General features: G+C 67.7%; 17 protein-coding genes. 13 read left to right on the forward strand and 4 right to left on the reverse strand.

All coding sequences use genetic code 11. The annotated features are described in order from the left end of the window. Positions 1-160: 160 nt before the first annotated feature. Both ACSFA5_RS14645 and ACSFA5_RS14650 read right to left on the reverse strand, forming a co-directional pair. Positions 161-637, reverse strand: coding sequence for a hypothetical protein (locus tag ACSFA5_RS14645; RefSeq protein ID WP_435444772.1), 477 nt, complete (start codon positions 635-637; stop codon positions 161-163). Between the two features lie 133 nt (positions 638-770). Further along, positions 771-1,631: a TatD family hydrolase gene (locus ACSFA5_RS14650; protein WP_435444773.1), complete on the reverse strand. Its 861-nt coding sequence runs from the start codon at positions 1,629-1,631 to the stop codon at positions 771-773. Between the two features lie 89 nt (positions 1,632-1,720). Here ACSFA5_RS14650 and ACSFA5_RS14655 point away from each other — a divergent pair, with 89 nt between their 5' ends. The 4 genes from ACSFA5_RS14655 to ACSFA5_RS14670 are packed head-to-tail and all read left to right on the forward strand — an operon-like array spanning position 1,721 to position 5,795. Beyond that, complete coding sequence (locus tag ACSFA5_RS14655; protein WP_435444774.1) at positions 1,721-2,737, forward strand: S1C family serine protease; 1,017 nt, start codon at positions 1,721-1,723, stop codon at positions 2,735-2,737. A gap of 31 nt (positions 2,738-2,768) precedes the next feature. After that, positions 2,769-3,782, forward strand: a complete 1,014-nt coding sequence (locus tag ACSFA5_RS14660; RefSeq protein ID WP_435444775.1) for an AAA family ATPase — start codon at positions 2,769-2,771, stop codon at positions 3,780-3,782. Next, entirely contained in the window at positions 3,763-4,761 is a 999-nt protein-coding gene (locus ACSFA5_RS14665; protein ID WP_435444776.1) for a DUF58 domain-containing protein, read from the forward strand. Before ACSFA5_RS14660 ends, ACSFA5_RS14665 begins: the two co-directional genes overlap by 20 nt. Beyond that, a complete protein-coding gene (locus tag ACSFA5_RS14670) occupies positions 4,758-5,795 on the forward strand; it encodes a VWA domain-containing protein (RefSeq protein ID WP_435444777.1) in 1,038 nt (345 codons plus the stop codon). The genes ACSFA5_RS14665 and ACSFA5_RS14670 overlap by 4 nt, the downstream gene beginning before the upstream one ends. On the opposite strand, the gene ACSFA5_RS14675 is transcribed toward ACSFA5_RS14670, so the two are convergent. Both ACSFA5_RS14675 and ACSFA5_RS14680 read right to left on the reverse strand, forming a co-directional pair. Further along, on the reverse strand, positions 5,779-6,435 hold the full coding sequence (locus ACSFA5_RS14675) for a TetR/AcrR family transcriptional regulator (protein ID WP_435444778.1): 657 nt from the start codon (positions 6,433-6,435) through the stop codon (positions 5,779-5,781). The genes ACSFA5_RS14670 and ACSFA5_RS14675 overlap by 17 nt on opposite strands. Positions 6,436-6,500: 65 nt before the next feature. Continuing rightward, positions 6,501-7,112, reverse strand: a complete 612-nt coding sequence (locus ACSFA5_RS14680) for a phenylacetic acid degradation protein PaaY (protein ID WP_435444779.1) — start codon at positions 7,110-7,112, stop codon at positions 6,501-6,503. 172 nt (positions 7,113-7,284) lie between these two features. Here ACSFA5_RS14680 and ACSFA5_RS14685 point away from each other — a divergent pair, with 172 nt between their 5' ends. The 9 genes from ACSFA5_RS14685 to ACSFA5_RS14725 all read left to right on the forward strand — a co-directional run bounded on the left by ACSFA5_RS14685 (position 7,285) and on the right by ACSFA5_RS14725 (position 14,990). Then, on the forward strand, positions 7,285-8,088 hold the full coding sequence (locus tag ACSFA5_RS14685; RefSeq protein ID WP_435444780.1) for an enoyl-CoA hydratase-related protein: 804 nt from the start codon (positions 7,285-7,287) through the stop codon (positions 8,086-8,088). 3 nt (positions 8,089-8,091) lie between these two features. After that, positions 8,092-8,556: a hydroxyphenylacetyl-CoA thioesterase PaaI gene (gene paaI, locus ACSFA5_RS14690; protein ID WP_435444781.1), complete on the forward strand. Its 465-nt coding sequence runs from the start codon at positions 8,092-8,094 to the stop codon at positions 8,554-8,556. A 15-nt stretch (positions 8,557-8,571) separates the two neighbouring features. Further along, the gene (gene paaK / locus ACSFA5_RS14695; RefSeq protein ID WP_435444782.1) at positions 8,572-9,882 is read left to right on the forward strand and encodes a phenylacetate--CoA ligase PaaK; all 1,311 of its coding nucleotides are present in this window, start codon (positions 8,572-8,574) and stop codon (positions 9,880-9,882) included. Positions 9,883-9,925: 43 nt separating this feature from the next. Next, on the forward strand, positions 9,926-10,951 hold the full coding sequence (gene paaA, locus ACSFA5_RS14700; RefSeq protein WP_435444783.1) for a 1,2-phenylacetyl-CoA epoxidase subunit PaaA: 1,026 nt from the start codon (positions 9,926-9,928) through the stop codon (positions 10,949-10,951). Then, on the forward strand, positions 10,948-11,244 hold the full coding sequence (gene paaB / locus ACSFA5_RS14705; RefSeq protein WP_435444784.1) for a 1,2-phenylacetyl-CoA epoxidase subunit PaaB: 297 nt from the start codon (positions 10,948-10,950) through the stop codon (positions 11,242-11,244). The genes paaA and paaB overlap by 4 nt, the downstream gene beginning before the upstream one ends. 10 nt (positions 11,245-11,254) lie before the next feature. Then, positions 11,255-12,034: a 1,2-phenylacetyl-CoA epoxidase subunit PaaC gene (gene paaC / locus ACSFA5_RS14710; protein WP_435444785.1), complete on the forward strand. Its 780-nt coding sequence runs from the start codon at positions 11,255-11,257 to the stop codon at positions 12,032-12,034. Further along, the gene (gene paaD, locus ACSFA5_RS14715) at positions 12,031-12,573 is read left to right on the forward strand and encodes a 1,2-phenylacetyl-CoA epoxidase subunit PaaD (RefSeq protein ID WP_435444786.1); all 543 of its coding nucleotides are present in this window, start codon (positions 12,031-12,033) and stop codon (positions 12,571-12,573) included. Before paaC ends, paaD begins: the two co-directional genes overlap by 4 nt. Positions 12,574-12,703: 130 nt before the next feature. Next, positions 12,704-13,798 (forward strand): 1,2-phenylacetyl-CoA epoxidase subunit PaaE, encoded by a 1,095-nt coding sequence (gene paaE / locus ACSFA5_RS14720; protein WP_435444787.1) that lies wholly within the window; start codon positions 12,704-12,706, stop codon positions 13,796-13,798. Positions 13,799-13,844: 46 nt separating this feature from the next. After that, entirely contained in the window at positions 13,845-14,990 is a 1,146-nt protein-coding gene (locus tag ACSFA5_RS14725) for an ABC transporter substrate-binding protein (protein ID WP_435444788.1), read from the forward strand. Positions 14,991-15,142 lie beyond the last annotated feature (152 nt).

Below are 15,142 nucleotides of genomic sequence, written 5' to 3' on the forward strand. Positions count from 1 at the left end.
CACCAGGCGCTGCGGGGCTGAGGCCCTTGTCTTCTTCACTTCGCGCCCCAATGAAAAATGCCCCGCTGTTGCGGGGCATCTTGATCTAAGCGGCCGGCTGACTATTTACACAGCCTGCGAAGCGGGTTTTTTCATGGGCGCCGAAGCAGGCTGTTCAGGCTTATTGCTTCTTGGCGGCTGCGTTCTCGGCCGTGCCGGGGATCTTCTCGCCGATGGCGGCGCCGGTGCTGCGCATGCCGTCGGCGGCCTTGTGGCCGGTGTTTTCAACCGCGTCACCGGTCTTCACGGCGGCATTCTTGGTAGCCGTGGTGGCCTTCTTGGTGGTGCGCTTGGTGGCGTTCCAGGCCTTCTTGCTGCCGTTTTCGGTGGCGTTGGCGGCCTTCTTGGTCGTGCGCTTGGTGGCGTCCCAGGCCTTTTCGGCGCCGTTCTCGGTGGCGTTCACGGCCTTCTTGGTCGTGCGCTTGGTGGCGTCGACAGCGTTGCTGCCGGCTTCCTTCACCTTTTCGCCGGTGGTGGGCTCGGCCGTGGCCGGGGTCGCCGCCGCGGGAGCGGTGGTCTGCGCCACGGCCGACACGCCGATGGAGGCGAGCGCCAGTGCGAGGACGACGGGCATGGTGCGAATGAAAGACGTGGTCATGTAAAGGCTCCTGTTTGGATGAAGTTTTTGAAGTGACTGACTTGCCACTGGTCTAAGCAACGAACTTCCGAACCTCGAGGATGACAGCAAATCTGCAGCATCTGCACACACCCGCGCAGGTCGGGGCATTGGCCTACGCGCGGTGCGGCGGGCGTTCCGACAGCGGCGTGAGATTTTTCAGACGCGGCAATGTGTCGAACGCATTCCGGGTGGTGGCTTCGGCCAGTTCGGCGATGCCGATGCCCCGCAGCCCGGCCACCACGGCCGCGATGCGCGGCAACTCGCCAGGGTCGTTACGGCCCTGCGGCTCGCCGGCGTCGCGCTGCGCCTGCGTGCGGTAGAGCCAGTGCGGCTGGATGTCGGGCGCGTCGGTCTCCATCACGATCGATTCGAGCGGCAAGGTGACGGCCAGGCGCCGCAGTTGCAGCGCGCGCTCGAAGGTCACGGCGCCGCCGAAGCCCAGCCTCAGCCCGAGCGCGATGCAGGCCCTGGCCTGCTGCTCGCTGCCGTTGAAGGCATGGGCGATGCCCTGCCATGGCTCGCCGCCCGATGTCTGCCGCAAATGCTTGAGCACCTTGTCGACCGAGCGCCGCACATGGATCAGCACGGGTAACCCATGCTTGCGTGCCAGTTGCAACTGAGTGTGAAAGAAACGCTCCTGCCTGGGGCCGTCGAGGCCTTCCACGAAGTAGTCGAGCCCGATCTCGCCCACGGCCACCAGGTGCGGGTCGCCGCGACGGGCGCCCAGTTCGGCGTCGAGCGCGTCGAGGTCTTCGTCCTTCGCCTCGCCGGTGCACAGCGGGTGGATGCCCAGCGCATAAGCATCGCCCTGCGCGTGGGCCAGCTCGCGCACGGTGGCGAAATTGAAGGCGGCCACCGCCGGAATGACGCACAGGGCCACGCCCCTTTCGGCTGCCCGGGCGCGGATCGCGGGCATCTCCGCACCGAATTCGGGCGCGTCCAGATGGCAGTGGGTATCGACGAAGGTAGCCATCGGGCGATGATGCCCGAAGGGATGCACAGCCACGGAAAGCGTGCTACCGTGAACTCCTTCACGCGATTTTTTTTGCCGGAGGTGCTCCGATGCGCAGGCCCGCTTTCTACAGCCGTTCGCCACGCACGCCGCCACCGGCCGCAGACGAGGCGGCCGATCGGGTGGATGCGCCAGCATCGCCTGTCGCCGCTGGCGCGGCCGATCCCGGCAACGCCGCGCAGGCCGTGCCGGTCAAGAAAACGGCCTGGCAACCCGGACGCCGCAGCTTCGCATTGCTCATCGTGCTGTCGGCCGCGCTGGTCGGCGGTGCCATCTGGGCACCTCGCCCCGGCGCCAAGGCCCTCACCCAGAAAGACATCGACGCGGCCGTGCTGCGCACGCTGCAGACCAACACCCTGCCCTCGCCCGCGGCCAAGGCGGCCGACATCATCCGGCCCTCGGTGGTGCGCGTGGTGAGCTACGGCGAAGAGAAGAACACCCCCGAGGCCAAGACGCAGAAGCGCGGGCGCAACCTGGCCAAGGGCAAGGCACCCGAGGCGCCCAACGACGGCGGTCCGACCGGCGAGGTCGAGCGCGGCGTGGGCACGGGCGTGGTGATCGTCGACAAGGGCGTGATCCTCACCAACCTGCACGTGGTCGCGGGCGCCGACAAGATCAAGGTCACCTTCTTCGACGGCCTCGAAGCCATCGCCACCATCACCGGCGTGCAGCCCGAGAACGACCTGGCGGTGCTGCAGGCGCAGAAGGTGCCCGACGACCTCATTCCCGCCACCATGCGCTCCACCGCCGACCTGCGCCCCGGCGACCAGGTGGCAGCGGTGGGCTTTCCGTTCGGCATCGGGCCGTCGGTGTCGGCCGGCGTGGTGTCGGGCCTGAAGCGCTCGTTCCGCTCGCCCGAGGGCAAGCAGGAGCTGGGCAACCTGATCCAGTTCGACGCGGCCGCCAACCCCGGAAACTCGGGCGGCCCGCTCATCAACATGGACGGCGAGGTGCTGGGCATCGTCACCGCCATCCTCAACCCGACGCAGCAGCGCACCTTCATCGGCATCGCTTTCGCCGTGCCCATCGAGAACGCGGCCTCCGCCGCCGGGTCGCCGCCGTTCTGATTCTTCCGTCACCTCTACGAAAGCCTTTCGCATGAGCACAGAGACTCCCAACCCCACCGCTGCGGGAACCGCCGAACTGATGGAGCAGATCCTCTACGAGGTCAAGCGCGTGGTCGTGGGCCAGGACCGCTTTCTCGAGCGCGTGATGGTCGCCATGCTCGCGGGCGGGCACCTCTTGGTCGAAGGCGTGCCGGGGCTGGCGAAGACGCTCACCATCAAGACGCTGGCCGACACGGTGCGCGGCCATTTCAAGCGCATCCAGTTCACGCCCGACCTGGTGCCGGCCGACCTGGTCGGCACGCGCATCTACAACCAGAAGACGGGCGAGTTCAGCACTTCGCTGGGCCCGGTGTTCGCCAACCTGCTGCTGGCCGACGAAATCAACCGCGCGCCGGCCAAGGTGCAGAGCGCGCTGCTCGAGGTGATGCAGGAGCGCCAGGTCACCATTGCGGGCGAAACGCACAAGGTGCCGCGCCCCTTCCTGGTCATGGCCACGCAGAACCCCATCGAGACCGAAGGCACCTACCCGCTGCCCGAGGCGCAGGTGGACCGCTTCATGATGAAGGTGCTGGTCGACTATCCGACGGACGAAGAAGAGTTCGTGATCGTGCAGCGCGTGATCGGCCCGCCGGTCGAGGTCTCGGCGGTCGCCACCACCGAACAGCTGGCGGCGCTGCAGGCCGAGGCGCGGCGCGTGTACGTCGACCCCTCGCTGATCCAGTACGCCGTGAAGCTGGTGTCGGCCACCCGCACCCCCGAGAAGCACGGCCTGAAGGACCTGCGCCGCTTCATCACCTTCGGGGCCAGCCCGCGCGCCAGCATCAGCCTGACCGAAGGCGCGCGCGCGCTGGCCATGCTGCGCGGGCGCAGCTATGCGCTGCCCGAGGACATGACCGCGCTGGTGCCCGACGTGCTGCGCCACCGCGTGACGCTTTCCTACGAAGGCCTGTCCGAAGGCCTGACGCCCGACAGCCTGATCGAAAAGATTATGCGCGCCGTGCCCGCCCCTGCAAAACCGCTCGAACATGAAAAGCTGGTGGCGTAAGGCCCCCGCGGCCGCGAACGACGAACGACTCGCCGCCGAGGCAGTCGTGGCCGGCGGCGCCGAGCGCGCGCTGCGCCGGCTCGAATGGACCGTGATCCGAAGGCTCGACGGCCTGCTGCAGGGCGACTACCGCACGCTCATGCGCGGTGCCGGCCTCGACCTGGCCGACCTGCGCGAATACCAGCACCACGACGACGTGCGCCACATCGACTGGAACGTCACCGCGCGGCTGCAGACGCCCTACGTGCGCGTGTTCACCGAAGACCGCGAGATGGCCGCCTGGTTCGTGCTGGACCTGAGCCGCTCGGTCGATTTCGGCTCGGGCCTGAAGGCCAAGCGCGAGATGTCCGCCGGCTTCGTCGGCGTGATGGCGCGGCTGCTCACGCGGCACGGCAACCGGGTCGGTGCGCTGGTGTACGGCAACGACCTCGAAGCGGTGATTCCGCCGCGCAGCGGACGCCGCCATGTGCTGCATCTGCTGCATTCGATGGAACGGCGCGCCGACAAGGCCCACGCCATGCCCACGCAAAAAGGCATGACGCGGCTCGACACCCTGCTCAAGTCCGCTGCCAACCTGATGCCGCGCCGCTCTACGGTGTTCGTGGTGTCCGACTTCTTGAGCGAGCCCGGCTGGGAAAAGCCGCTGGGGCAGCTCGTGCAGCGCCATGAGGTGATTGCCGTGCGCCTGTTCGACCCGCTCGAGCTCGAGCTGCCCGACCTCGGCCTGGTGCCGCTGAGCGACGCCGAGACCGGCGAGCAGCTCTGGGTCGACACGCACGACAGCGGCTTTCGCAAGCGCTTCGCGCGCCTGGCGGCCGAGCGCGAGAGCGCCCTGCGCGCCGCGCTGGCCAGGGCCGGCGTCGATGCACTCGAGCTCTCGACCAGCGACGACCTGGTCGAGGCCATCGTTCGTTTTGCCGATCTGCGCAAGCGCCGCACGCGCATCGGCTCCGCAGGCGCGAAGGCGGTGGCAGCATGAACTTTCTCTGGCCTCAATTCCTCTGGCTGCTGGCGGCGTTGCCGCTGCTGGTGCTGCTGTACCTGTGGCTGATCCGCCGCAAGAAGAAGATGGCGCTGCGCTACGCCAGCCTGTCGATCGTGCGCGAGGCGATGGGCCCGGGGCAGAGCCTGCGCCGGCACCTGCCGCCGCTGTTGTTCCTGCTGGCCATGGCCGCGATGTTGATCGCCGCGTCTCGGCCCATGGCGGTGGTGGTGCTGCCGTCGAACCAGCAGACCATCATCCTGGCGATGGACGTGTCCGGCAGCATGCGAGCGGCCGACGTGCTGCCCAACCGGCTGGTGGCGGCGCAAGAGGCGGCCAAGAGCTTCATCAAGGACCTGCCGCGCAGCGTGAAGGTGGGCATCGTCGCCTTCGCCGGCAGCGCGCAGGTGGCGCAGTTGCCCACCACCAACCACGAAGACCTGGTGACGGCCATCGACAGCTTTCAATTGCAGCGCGCCACCGCCACAGGAAACGCCATCGTGGTGTCGCTGGCCACGCTGTTCCCGGACGCTGGCCTCGACGTGGAGCAGTTCAACGCACCGAGCCGCCAGCGCGGCGCGGCCATCGACTCGTCGGAGAAAAAGCTCAAGGACTTCACGCCCGTGGCGCCCGGCTCGTTCACCTCGGCCGCGATCATCATGCTGACCGACGGCCAGCGCACCACCGGCGTCGACCCGCTCGACGCCGCCAAGGCCGCGGCCGACCGCGGCGTGCGCATCTACACGGTGGGCGTGGGCACGGTCGACGGCGAGACCATCGGCTTCGAAGGCTGGTCGATGCGCGTGAGGCTCGACGAAGACACGCTCAAGGCCATCGCCAACAAGACCAATGCCGAATACTTCTACGCGGGCACCGCGAGCGACCTGAAGAAGGTCTACAACACGCTGAGCTCCAAGCTCACCGTGGAGAAGAAGGAAACCGAAATCTCGGCGCTGTTCGCGCTGGGTGCGGCGGTGCTCACGCTGCTGTCGGCGGGGCTGTCGCTGCTGTGGTTCAACCGGATTCTGTAGCCGCGCGCACCGCCTCGGCATTGGCTGCGATGGCCGCATAGTCAGGCAGCTTCACCGCGCCGATGCCGCCCAGGAACAGGTCGGCCACGATCGGCGCAATGGCCGCATGGTCTAGCCGCCCGTTCGGCTTCATCCAGGTGAACATCCAGTTGATCATGCCGAACAGCAGCATGGTCAGCGGCTTGGCGAGGTCGTCGCTCGGCGTGCCGGGGCGCAGGGCCGCCACCGCGCGCGCAAAGCCTGCGACCACCTTGCGCTCCTGGTCGAGCACGCGCTCGCGGTCGGCTTCTTCCAGAAAGCGCACGTCGTCGGTCAGCACGCGGTGCGCGTCCTGCGCGCCGGCATATTCCTCCACGATGCGGTAGATGAAGCGGCGCAGGCGCTCTTCGTCGGTCTGCGTCGACGCTTCTTCCTCGGCCACCAGCGCCGCCAGCTTGGACACGTGCGTCTCGGCGATGCTGATCAGCAGGCTGCTCTTGTCCTTGTAGTAGTGATAGAGCGTGGCCTTCGAGAGCCCGCAGGCTTCGGCCACCTGGTTCATTGACGTGGCCGGATAGCCGCTGCGCGCGAACAGCTGGGCGGCCTGCGCAAGGATCAGTTCACGCTGGTCGTCGTAGGTGGCGGATCTTCCACGCGGCATCGGGTCGGGTTCCTGGGTTGGAAGGTTGAGGGCAACGCGCGATCTTGCACGAAGCGCCGTCGGCCTCAGCCGCCCTCGCCCCGCTTGGTGGCGATGAGCGAGCGCACGTCGGCCTGCGGCAGGCGCGGCCGGCCGGCCTCCACCTGCGCGAGCGGCGCCACCTCGTGCAGGCTCGCGAGGCTGCGCACCGTGAGCGCCTGGTAGGTGAGCGTGCCTTCCAGCTTCCAGGCGATTTCCTCGTCGCTCAGTTCGCGCTTCACCTTGGCCGGAATGCCCGCGACCAGCGAGCGCGGCGGCACTTTCATGCCGGCCGGCACGAAGGCGCAGGCCGCGACGATGGCCTTCTCGCCGATCTCGGCCTCGTCCATCACCACCGCGTTCATGCCCACCAGCGCGTCGCGCCGCACGATGCAGCTGTGCAGGATGGCACCGTGGCCGATGTGGCCGTTGACCTCCACCACCGTGTCGTTCTCCGGAAAGCCGTGGATGCAGCAGTGGTCCTGCACATTGGCGCCTTCCTCCAGCACGATGCGCCCGAAGTCGCCGCGCAGGCTGGCGCAGGGGCCGACATAGCAGCGCGGGCCGACGATGACGTCGCCGATCAGCACGGCCGTGGGGTGCACGTAGGCGCTGGGGTCGACCACGGGAATCACGCCGTCGATGGAATAGCTGGGCATCCGGTCTCCTTGTTTCGTGGGGATGGCACAGGCTTGTGACGCGAGGCCTAGGGTTTGCCCTGAATACCTCGCGCTTGTGCAGTCATCGAGGTCGATCCTAAAATCAACCGAACGGTCGGTCAATAGTGTTTGCACGTCGATCGGCCTCCCACGAAGGATGAAAGAGACACGCATGACCGAGCCTTTGGTACTCATCAGCAACGCCGGCGCGGTGCGCACGCTGCGCCTGAACCGCCCTGCGGCGCTCAACAGCTTTACTACGGAACTGCACGCCGAGTTGCTCGCCGCGCTGGCGTCGGCCGCAGGCGACGCGGGCGTGCGCTGCGTGGTGCTCACCGGCGCCGGCCGCGCCTTCTGCGCCGGGCAGGACCTGGCCGACCCCTCGGTCGCCCCCGACCCCACGCCCGGCGCCGCCCCCAAGGACCTGGGCCATGTCATTTCCACCTACTACGCCCCGCTGGTCGCGCGCCTGCGCTCGATGCCGGTGCCGGTCGTCGCGGCGGTGAACGGCGTGGCCGCGGGCGCGGGCGCCAACCTGGCGCTGTGCTGCGACCTGGTGGTGGCCGGCCGCTCGGCGAGCTTCATCCAGGCCTTCACCAAGATCGGCCTCGTGCCCGACACCGGCGGCACCTGGCTGCTGCCGCGCCTCGTGGGCTCGGCGCGCGCGCTGGGCATCGCGATGCTGGGCGACAAGCTGCCGGCGGAAGAAGCCGCGCGCATCGGCCTGATCTGGCAGTGCGTGGACGACGCGGCACTTTCCGACACCGCGGCAGCGCTCGCGCTGAAGCTGTCCGGCATGCCCACGCGTGCCCTCGTCGCCACGCGCCAGGCCATGGCCGCCGCGCAAGGCATGGACCTGGACACCGCGCTCGCCGAAGAAGCCCGCCTGCAGCGCGACATGGGCAGCGCCGACGACTACCGCGAAGGCGTCGAGGCCTTCCGCGCCAAGCGCGCCCCCGTGTTCAAGGACCGCTGAGCCATGACCGACACGACGCCCGACATCACGCCCGCCACCCGCACGCCGCAGCAGACGGCCGAATACGTCCGCGACGGCATGTTCGCCAACGACAACGCCACCCAGGGCCTGGGCATGCGCATCGTCGAGGTCGGCCCCGGCCAGGCCACCATCGAAATGAAGGTGCGCCCCGACATGCTCAACGGCCACGCCACCTGCCACGGCGGCTTCATGGCCACGCTGGCGGACTCGACCTTCGCCTTTGCGTGCAACTCGTACAACGAGCTGACCGTGGCCTCGGGCTTCTCCATCGACTTCATCGCCCCCGCGCGCGAGGGGGACCTGCTCATCGCGCGCTGCCACGAAGTGTCCAAGGCCGGGCGCACCGGCGTGTACGACACCGAAATCACCAACCAGCGCGGCGAGCGCATCGCGATGTTTCGCGGACGCTCCTACACGGCCAAGGGCCGCCCCGCTGTCGCAGCCTGAGGAAAGCAAAACCCCATGACCGTCAAACGCCCCGCCCCCGGCGACCTCGACCCCATCGAAACCGCCAGCCGCGACGAAATCACCGCGCTGCAGCTCACGCGCCTGCGCGCCACGCTGCAGAACGCCTACGACCATGTGGCGCACTACCGCCAGGCCTTCGACGCCAAGGGCGTGCACCCGAACGACCTGAAGTCGCTGGCCGACCTGTCGAAGTTTCCCTTCACCGTGAAGAGCGACCTGCGCGACAACTACCCCTTCGGCATGTTCGCCGTGCCGCGCGAAAAAGTGGCACGCATCCATGCGTCCTCAGGCACCACCGGCAAGCCGACCGTGGTCGGCTACACGCTGAAGGACATCGACACCTGGGCCGACTTGGTCGCGCGCTCCATCCGCGCGGCGGGCGGGCGGGCCGGCGACATGATTCATGTGTCTTACGGCTACGGCCTGTTCACCGGCGGCCTGGGCGCGCACTACGGCGCGGAGCGCGCGGGCTGCACCGTCATCCCGATGTCGGGCGGGCAGACCGAGAAGCAGGTGCAGCTCATCCAGGACTTCAAACCGAACATCATCATGGTCACGCCCAGCTACATGCAGGTGATCATCGAGCAGTTCGAGCGCCAGGGCCTGAGCGCCAAAGACAGTTCGCTGCAGGTCGGCATTTTCGGCGCCGAGCCGTGGACCGAGGCCATGCGCCGCGACATCGAGGCCAAGGCCGGGCTGGACGCGGTCGACATCTACGGCCTGTCGGAAGTGATGGGCCCGGGCGTGGCCAGCGAATGCGTGGAGAGCAAGGACGGCCCCGTCATCTGGGAAGACCACTTCTACCCCGAGATCATCGACCCCGAGACCGGCGAGCTGAAGGCCGACGGCGAAGAGGGCGAGCTCGTGTTCACGTCGCTGAGCAAGGAGGCCATGCCCATCGTTCGCTACCGCACGCGCGACCTCACGCGCCTCTTGCCGCCCACTTCGCGCGCGTTCCGCCGCATGGGCAAGATCGTCGGGCGCAGCGACGACATGATGATCATCCGCGGCGTGAACGTGTTCCCCACGCAGGTGGAAGAAATCGTGCTCGCGCACCAGGCGCTGTCGGGCCTGTACCAGGTGCACGTGAGCCGCGCTGACAAGCTCGACCAGGTCGAGGTGCACTGCGAGCTCAACCCCGCGGACGCCGCATCGGCCGACCGCGCCGCCATCGGCGAATGGGTGCAGCACCGCGTGAAGACGCTCATCGGCATCTCCACGCGCGTGGTGGTGCATGCGCCCGACGAGATGGAACGCACCCAGACCGGCAAGGCACGCCGCGTGATCGACACGCGCGCGCGCTGAGCTGCCAGAGCCTACGCAAACACCCCAACGAAAGGACACCCGCATGTACACCCAAGCGATGGACACCATGGGCAAGGACGCCGGCAACGACGCCGATGAGGGCAGCAAGAAGAAGGCCTTGCGCTCCGCTGAAGAAATGCAGCTCGAAGCGCGCTTCGATGCGCACATCGATGCAGGAGACTTCATCGAGGCGAAGGACTGGATGCCCGAGCACTACCGCAAGACGCTGGTGCGACAGATCAGCCAGCACGCGCACTCCGAAATCGTCGGCATGCTGCCCGAGGGCAACTGGATCAGCCGCGCGCCCACGTTGAAGCGCAAGGCGATCCTGCTGGCCAAGGTGCAGGACGAAGGCGGCCACGGCCTCTACCTGTACGCCGCGGCCGAAACGCTGGGCACCTCGCGCGACCAGATGTTCGACGCGCTGCACAGCGGCCGCGCCAAGTACAGCTCGATCTTCAACTACCCGACGCTGAGCTGGGCCGACATGGGCACCATCGGCTGGCTGGTGGACGGCGCGGCCATCATGAACCAGGTGCCGATCTGCCGTTGCTCGTATGCGCCGTATGCGCGCGCCATGATCCGCATCTGCCGCGAGGAAAGCTTTCACCAGCGCCAGGGCTACGAGGCCCTGCTGACGATGATGACCCACGGCACCGGCGCGCAGAAGGCGATGGTGCAGGACGCGGTCGACCGCTGGTGGTGGCCGTCGATCATGATGTTCGGCCCGCCGGACGACCAGTCGCCCAACTCGGCGCAGTCGATGCGCTGGGGCATCAAGCGCTTCAGCAACGACGAGCTGCGCCAGAAGTTCATCGACGCCGCCGTCGAGCAGGCCGCCATCCTCGGCGTGACCCTGCCCGACCCCGACCTGAAGTGGAACGAAGAGCGCCAGGCGCACGACTTCGGCACCATCGACTGGAGCGAGTTCTGGCGCGTGATCGGCGGCGACGGGCCCTGCAACCGCGAGCGCCTGCAAGCCCGCGTGGACGCCTGGGAAGACGGCGAATGGGTCCGCGAAGCCGCCATGGCGCATGCCAACAAACAACCGATGAAGGAGGCGGCATGACCGTCGAACAAAAGCAAGAGTGGCCCTTGTGGGAAGTGTTCGTGCGCAGCAAGGCCGGCCTGGACCACAAGCACTGCGGCAGCCTGCATGCGGCGGATTCGAAGATGGCCATCCAGATGGCGCGCGACGTGTACACGCGCCGCCAGGAAGGCAGCAGCATCTGGGTGGTGCGCTCCGAGCAGATCGTGGCGAGCGATCCGGCGGACAAGGACATGTTCTTCGACCCCGCGGAGGACAAGGTGTACCGGCATCCGACCTTCTATGCGCTGCCCAAGTCCGTGGACCACATGTGAGCGGCACGCCATGCAAGCATCGATCGAACTGAACCGAACGCCCGCCGTGCAGTACCTGCTGCGCATCGGCGACACCTGCCTCGTGCTCGCGCAGCGCCTGGGTGAATGGTGTGGCCATGCGCCCGTGCTGGAAGAAGACATCGCGATGGCCAACATCGCACTCGACCTTGTCGGGCAGGCCCGCGCGCTGTTGACGCACGCCGGCAAGCTCGAAGGCGAAGGCCGTGTGCACGACGAAGACCAGCTCGCCTACCTGCGCGATGAACGTGACTACTTCAACCTCACCATCGCCGAACTGCCGCGCGGCGACTTCGCCTTCGCCGTGGTGCGCAACACGATGGTCTCGACCCTGCTCAAGCTGCTGTGGCAGCGCCTGGCCACGTCCAGCGACGCCGAAGTGGCCGCCATCGCCGGCAAGGCCGTGAAAGAAGCGCGCTACCACCAGCAGCACTCCGCCGACTGGGTCGTGCGCCTGGGCGACGGCACCGAGGAATCGCGCCGCCGCACCGAGAAGGCGCTCAAGCAGCTGTGGCTCTACATGCCCGAGCTGTTCGAAAGCGACGCGGTCGATGCGCAAGCCAGCGCCAGCGGCTTCGGCCCGGCCTGGAGCGAACTGCGCGAACCGTGGCTCGCCGAAATGCAGCAGGTGCTCGACGCCGCCGGCCTCGCCTGCCCCAAGGAGGCCGCCTTCCGCAGCACCGGCAAGCAGGGCGTGCACAGCGAGCACATGGGTTTCATCCTGGCCGAGATGCAGCACCTGCAACGCAGCTTCCCCGGGGGCGTGTGGTGACTGCCGGCGCCGTGGCCACGCTCGCGGCCTCGCGCGTCGATGCCGCGTGGGCCGTGCTGCACACCGTGCTCGACCCCGAGGTGCCGGCCGTGTCGGTCTGCGACCTGGGCATCGTGCGCGAGGTGATCGACCACGGCGACGGCCTGGAGATCGTGCTCACGCCCACCTACTCCGGCTGCCCCGCGACCGAGGCCATCGAGCACGACGTGCTGGCCGCCATCGAACAGGCCGGCCTCGGCCACGCCCGCGCCACGCTGCGCCGCGCGCCCGCATGGAGCACCGACTGGATCAGCGACGAAGGCCGCGCCAAGCTCAAGGCCTACGGCATCGCGCCGCCGGCGCACCTCACGCCCGAAGCGGCCGCAAGTACAGCCATGCCGATCAAGCTCTTCGGCCGCATCTCGGGCGAGCGCATCGCGTGCCCGCGCTGCGCCAGCGAGCGCACCGAGCGGCTCTCGGCCTTCGGCTCGACAGCGTGCAAGGCCCTATATCGCTGCATGGCCTGCCGCGAACCCTTCGAACACTTCAAGCCCATATGAAGACCCACCCCCAGGCTTCGCGCACTTCGTGTCGCTTCTCCTTCCCCCTCAAGGGGGCGCTGCCAGTGGCCCGGCAAAGCCGGTTCCACGGCAGCCCTGGAAAAATCCCCGGCAACCTCGAGCATCTCGCATGAGCACCCTTTTCCATCCCCTGCGCGTGAAGGCCGTGGAGCCCGACACGGCCGAGGCCGTCATCGTCTCCTTCGACGTGCCCGGCGACCTGCAGCAGGTCTTCGGCTTCACCCAGGGCCAGTACCTCACGCTGCGCAAGGACATCGACGGCCAGGACCTGCGCCGCTCCTATTCGATCTGCGCCGGCCTGGACGACGGCGAGCTGCGCGTGGGCGTGCGCAAGGTGCGCGGCGGCGTGTTCTCCAACTGGATCAACGCCCACCTGAAGCCCGGCGACGAGGTGCAGGTGATGGCCCCGCAAGGCCGCTTCTTCGTGCCGATCGAACCGCAGGCCGCGCGCCACCACGTCGGCATTGCCGGCGGCAGCGGCATCACACCGATCCTGTCGATCATGAAGACGGTGCTGGCGCGCGAGCCCGCGAGCCGCTTCACGCTGATCTACGGCAACCGGCAGCTGCAGTCCACGATGTTCAAGGAAGAAATCGAGGACCTGAAGAACCGCTACATGACGCGCCTGGTGCTGCAGCATGTGTTCTCCGACGAGCACACCGATTCGCCCCTGGGCTACGGCGTGATGAACCGCGAGAAGATCGGCGAGTTCCTGAAGAGCGTGGTGCCCGCGTCGCGCATCGACCACGTGTACGTGTGCGGCCCATTCCAGATGAACGACGAGGCCGAGGCCGCGTTGCTCGCGGCCGGCGTGCCCGAGGAACGCATTCACATCGAACGCTTCGGCGTCGCGCTGCCCTCGACCACGTCCACCGAGCAGGTGGGCGCGGTGGTGCACGAAGCGCTGCCCGGCGACGCGAAGCAGGCGCGCATCACCATCATTCGCGACGGCCTGCAGCGCGAAATCACCTTCACCGAAGGCCAGCCCAGCATCCTCGACGCGGCGTCGGCGGCCGGGCTCGAAGTGCCGTTCTCTTGTACCTCGGGCGTGTGCGGAACCTGCCGCGCCAAATGCGTGGACGGGGAAGTCCGCATGGAAAGAAACTTCGCGCTCGACAAGAATGAAGTGGCCGCGGGTTTCGTACTGACCTGCCAGGCACACCCACTGACCGAACGCGTCACGCTTTCGTTCGACGAGCGCTGAGATACTTCAGGCCTCAACATTCATTCAACCCGGAGACAAACCACCCATGAAATTCTTCAAGCCCCTGCTGATCGCCGCACTGTGCGCCACCGCCGCCGCGGCCTGGGCCGACGTCAATGTCGGCGTGACGGTCTCGGCCACCGGCCCTGCCGCCTCGCTCGGCATTCCCGAGAAGAACACCATCGCGCTGATGCCCAAGACCATCGGCGGCCAGAAGATCAACTACATCGTGCTGGACGACGCGTCGGACACCACGGCCGCCGTGGCCAACACGCGCAAGCTCATCGCCGAGAACAAGGTCGACATCATCCTGGGCTCCACCACAACGCCCAACTCGCTGGCCATGATCGACGTGGCGAGCGAAGCGAAGACGCCGATGATTTCCATCGCCGCCTCGGCCCGCATCATCGAGCCGATGGACGCCAAGAAGAAGTGGGTGTTCAAGACGCCGCAGAACGACATCATGATGTCGCTGGCCATCGCCGAGCACATGGCCGCCAACGGCGTGAAGACGGTCGCCTTCATCGGCTTCTCCGACGCGTACGGCGAAGGCTGGTCCGAAGAATTCGCCAAGGCCGCCGCGCTGAAGAAGATCACCGTGGTCGCCAACGAGCGCTACTCGCGCACCGACACGTCGGTGACCGGCCAGGCGCTGAAGATCATGTCCGCCAAGCCCGACGCCGTGCTGGTCGCGGGCTCGGGCACCCCGGCCGCGCTGCCGCAGAAGACGCTCAAGGAGCGCGGCTACACCGGCAAGATGTACCAGACGCACGGCGTGGCGAACGCCGACTTCCTGCGCGTGGGCGGCAAGGACGTGGAAGGCACCTTCCTGCCCGCGGGCCCCGTGCTCGTCGCCGCCCAGTTGCCTGCCGACAACCCGGTGAAGAAGTCCGCGCTGGCCTACGTGGCAGCCTATGAAGCGGCCAACGGCAAGGGCACGGTGTCGACCTTCGGCGCGCACGCCTGGGACGCCGGCCTGCTGATGACCGCCGCCGTGCCTGTCGCGCTCAAGAAGGCCCAGCCCGGCACGCCCGAATTCCGTGCGGCGCTGCGCGATGCGCTGGAGCAGACCAAGGACGTGTCGGGCGCGCACGGCGTGTTCAACATGACCGAGAAAGACCACCTCGGGTTGGACCAACGCGCACGCGTGATGGTGAAGGTAGAGAACGGCGCCTGGAAATACCAGCCCTGAGTTTTCCCGCCTTGCGCCCTCCCCCGCTGGGGGAGAGCCGGGGTGGGGGCAAGCGGCTTGTGATGAGGCACTGCGCCGAAAGGGCAACGCCCCCATCCCAGCCTTCCCCCGGAGGGGGAAGGAGCAATGCAATGCAAGGCAGCGCCACCGAC

This window comes from Variovorax monticola (assembly GCF_051216855.1).
GTDB lineage: Bacteria > Pseudomonadota > Gammaproteobacteria > Burkholderiales > Burkholderiaceae_C > Variovorax.

Bases quoted from the DNA above. Each gene is read 5' to 3' on its own strand.
- ACSFA5_RS14650 (WP_435444773.1), bottom strand. From the start codon at position 1,631: ATGGCTACCTTCGTCGATACCCACTGCCATCTGGACGCGCCCGAATTC.
- ACSFA5_RS14670 (WP_435444777.1), top strand. From the start codon at position 4,758: ATGAACTTTCTCTGGCCTCAATTCCTCTGGCTGCTGGCGGCGTTGCCG.
- paaI (WP_435444781.1), top strand. From the start codon at position 8,092: ATGACCGACACGACGCCCGACATCACGCCCGCCACCCGCACGCCGCAG.
- paaA (WP_435444783.1), top strand. From the start codon at position 9,926: ATGTACACCCAAGCGATGGACACCATGGGCAAGGACGCCGGCAACGAC.
- ACSFA5_RS14645 (WP_435444772.1), bottom strand. From the start codon at position 637: ATGACCACGTCTTTCATTCGCACCATGCCCGTCGTCCTCGCACTGGCG.
- ACSFA5_RS14725 (WP_435444788.1), top strand. From the start codon at position 13,845: ATGAAATTCTTCAAGCCCCTGCTGATCGCCGCACTGTGCGCCACCGCC.
- paaE (WP_435444787.1), top strand. From the start codon at position 12,704: ATGAGCACCCTTTTCCATCCCCTGCGCGTGAAGGCCGTGGAGCCCGAC.
- ACSFA5_RS14675 (WP_435444778.1), bottom strand. From the start codon at position 6,435: ATGCCGCGTGGAAGATCCGCCACCTACGACGACCAGCGTGAACTGATC.
- ACSFA5_RS14655 (WP_435444774.1), top strand. From the start codon at position 1,721: ATGCGCAGGCCCGCTTTCTACAGCCGTTCGCCACGCACGCCGCCACCG.
- ACSFA5_RS14680 (WP_435444779.1), bottom strand. From the start codon at position 7,112: ATGCCCAGCTATTCCATCGACGGCGTGATTCCCGTGGTCGACCCCAGC.
- ACSFA5_RS14660 (WP_435444775.1), top strand. From the start codon at position 2,769: ATGAGCACAGAGACTCCCAACCCCACCGCTGCGGGAACCGCCGAACTG.
- ACSFA5_RS14685 (WP_435444780.1), top strand. From the start codon at position 7,285: ATGACCGAGCCTTTGGTACTCATCAGCAACGCCGGCGCGGTGCGCACG.
- paaC (WP_435444785.1), top strand. From the start codon at position 11,255: ATGCAAGCATCGATCGAACTGAACCGAACGCCCGCCGTGCAGTACCTG.
- paaB (WP_435444784.1), top strand. From the start codon at position 10,948: ATGACCGTCGAACAAAAGCAAGAGTGGCCCTTGTGGGAAGTGTTCGTG.
- paaK (WP_435444782.1), top strand. From the start codon at position 8,572: ATGACCGTCAAACGCCCCGCCCCCGGCGACCTCGACCCCATCGAAACC.
- ACSFA5_RS14665 (WP_435444776.1), top strand. From the start codon at position 3,763: ATGAAAAGCTGGTGGCGTAAGGCCCCCGCGGCCGCGAACGACGAACGA.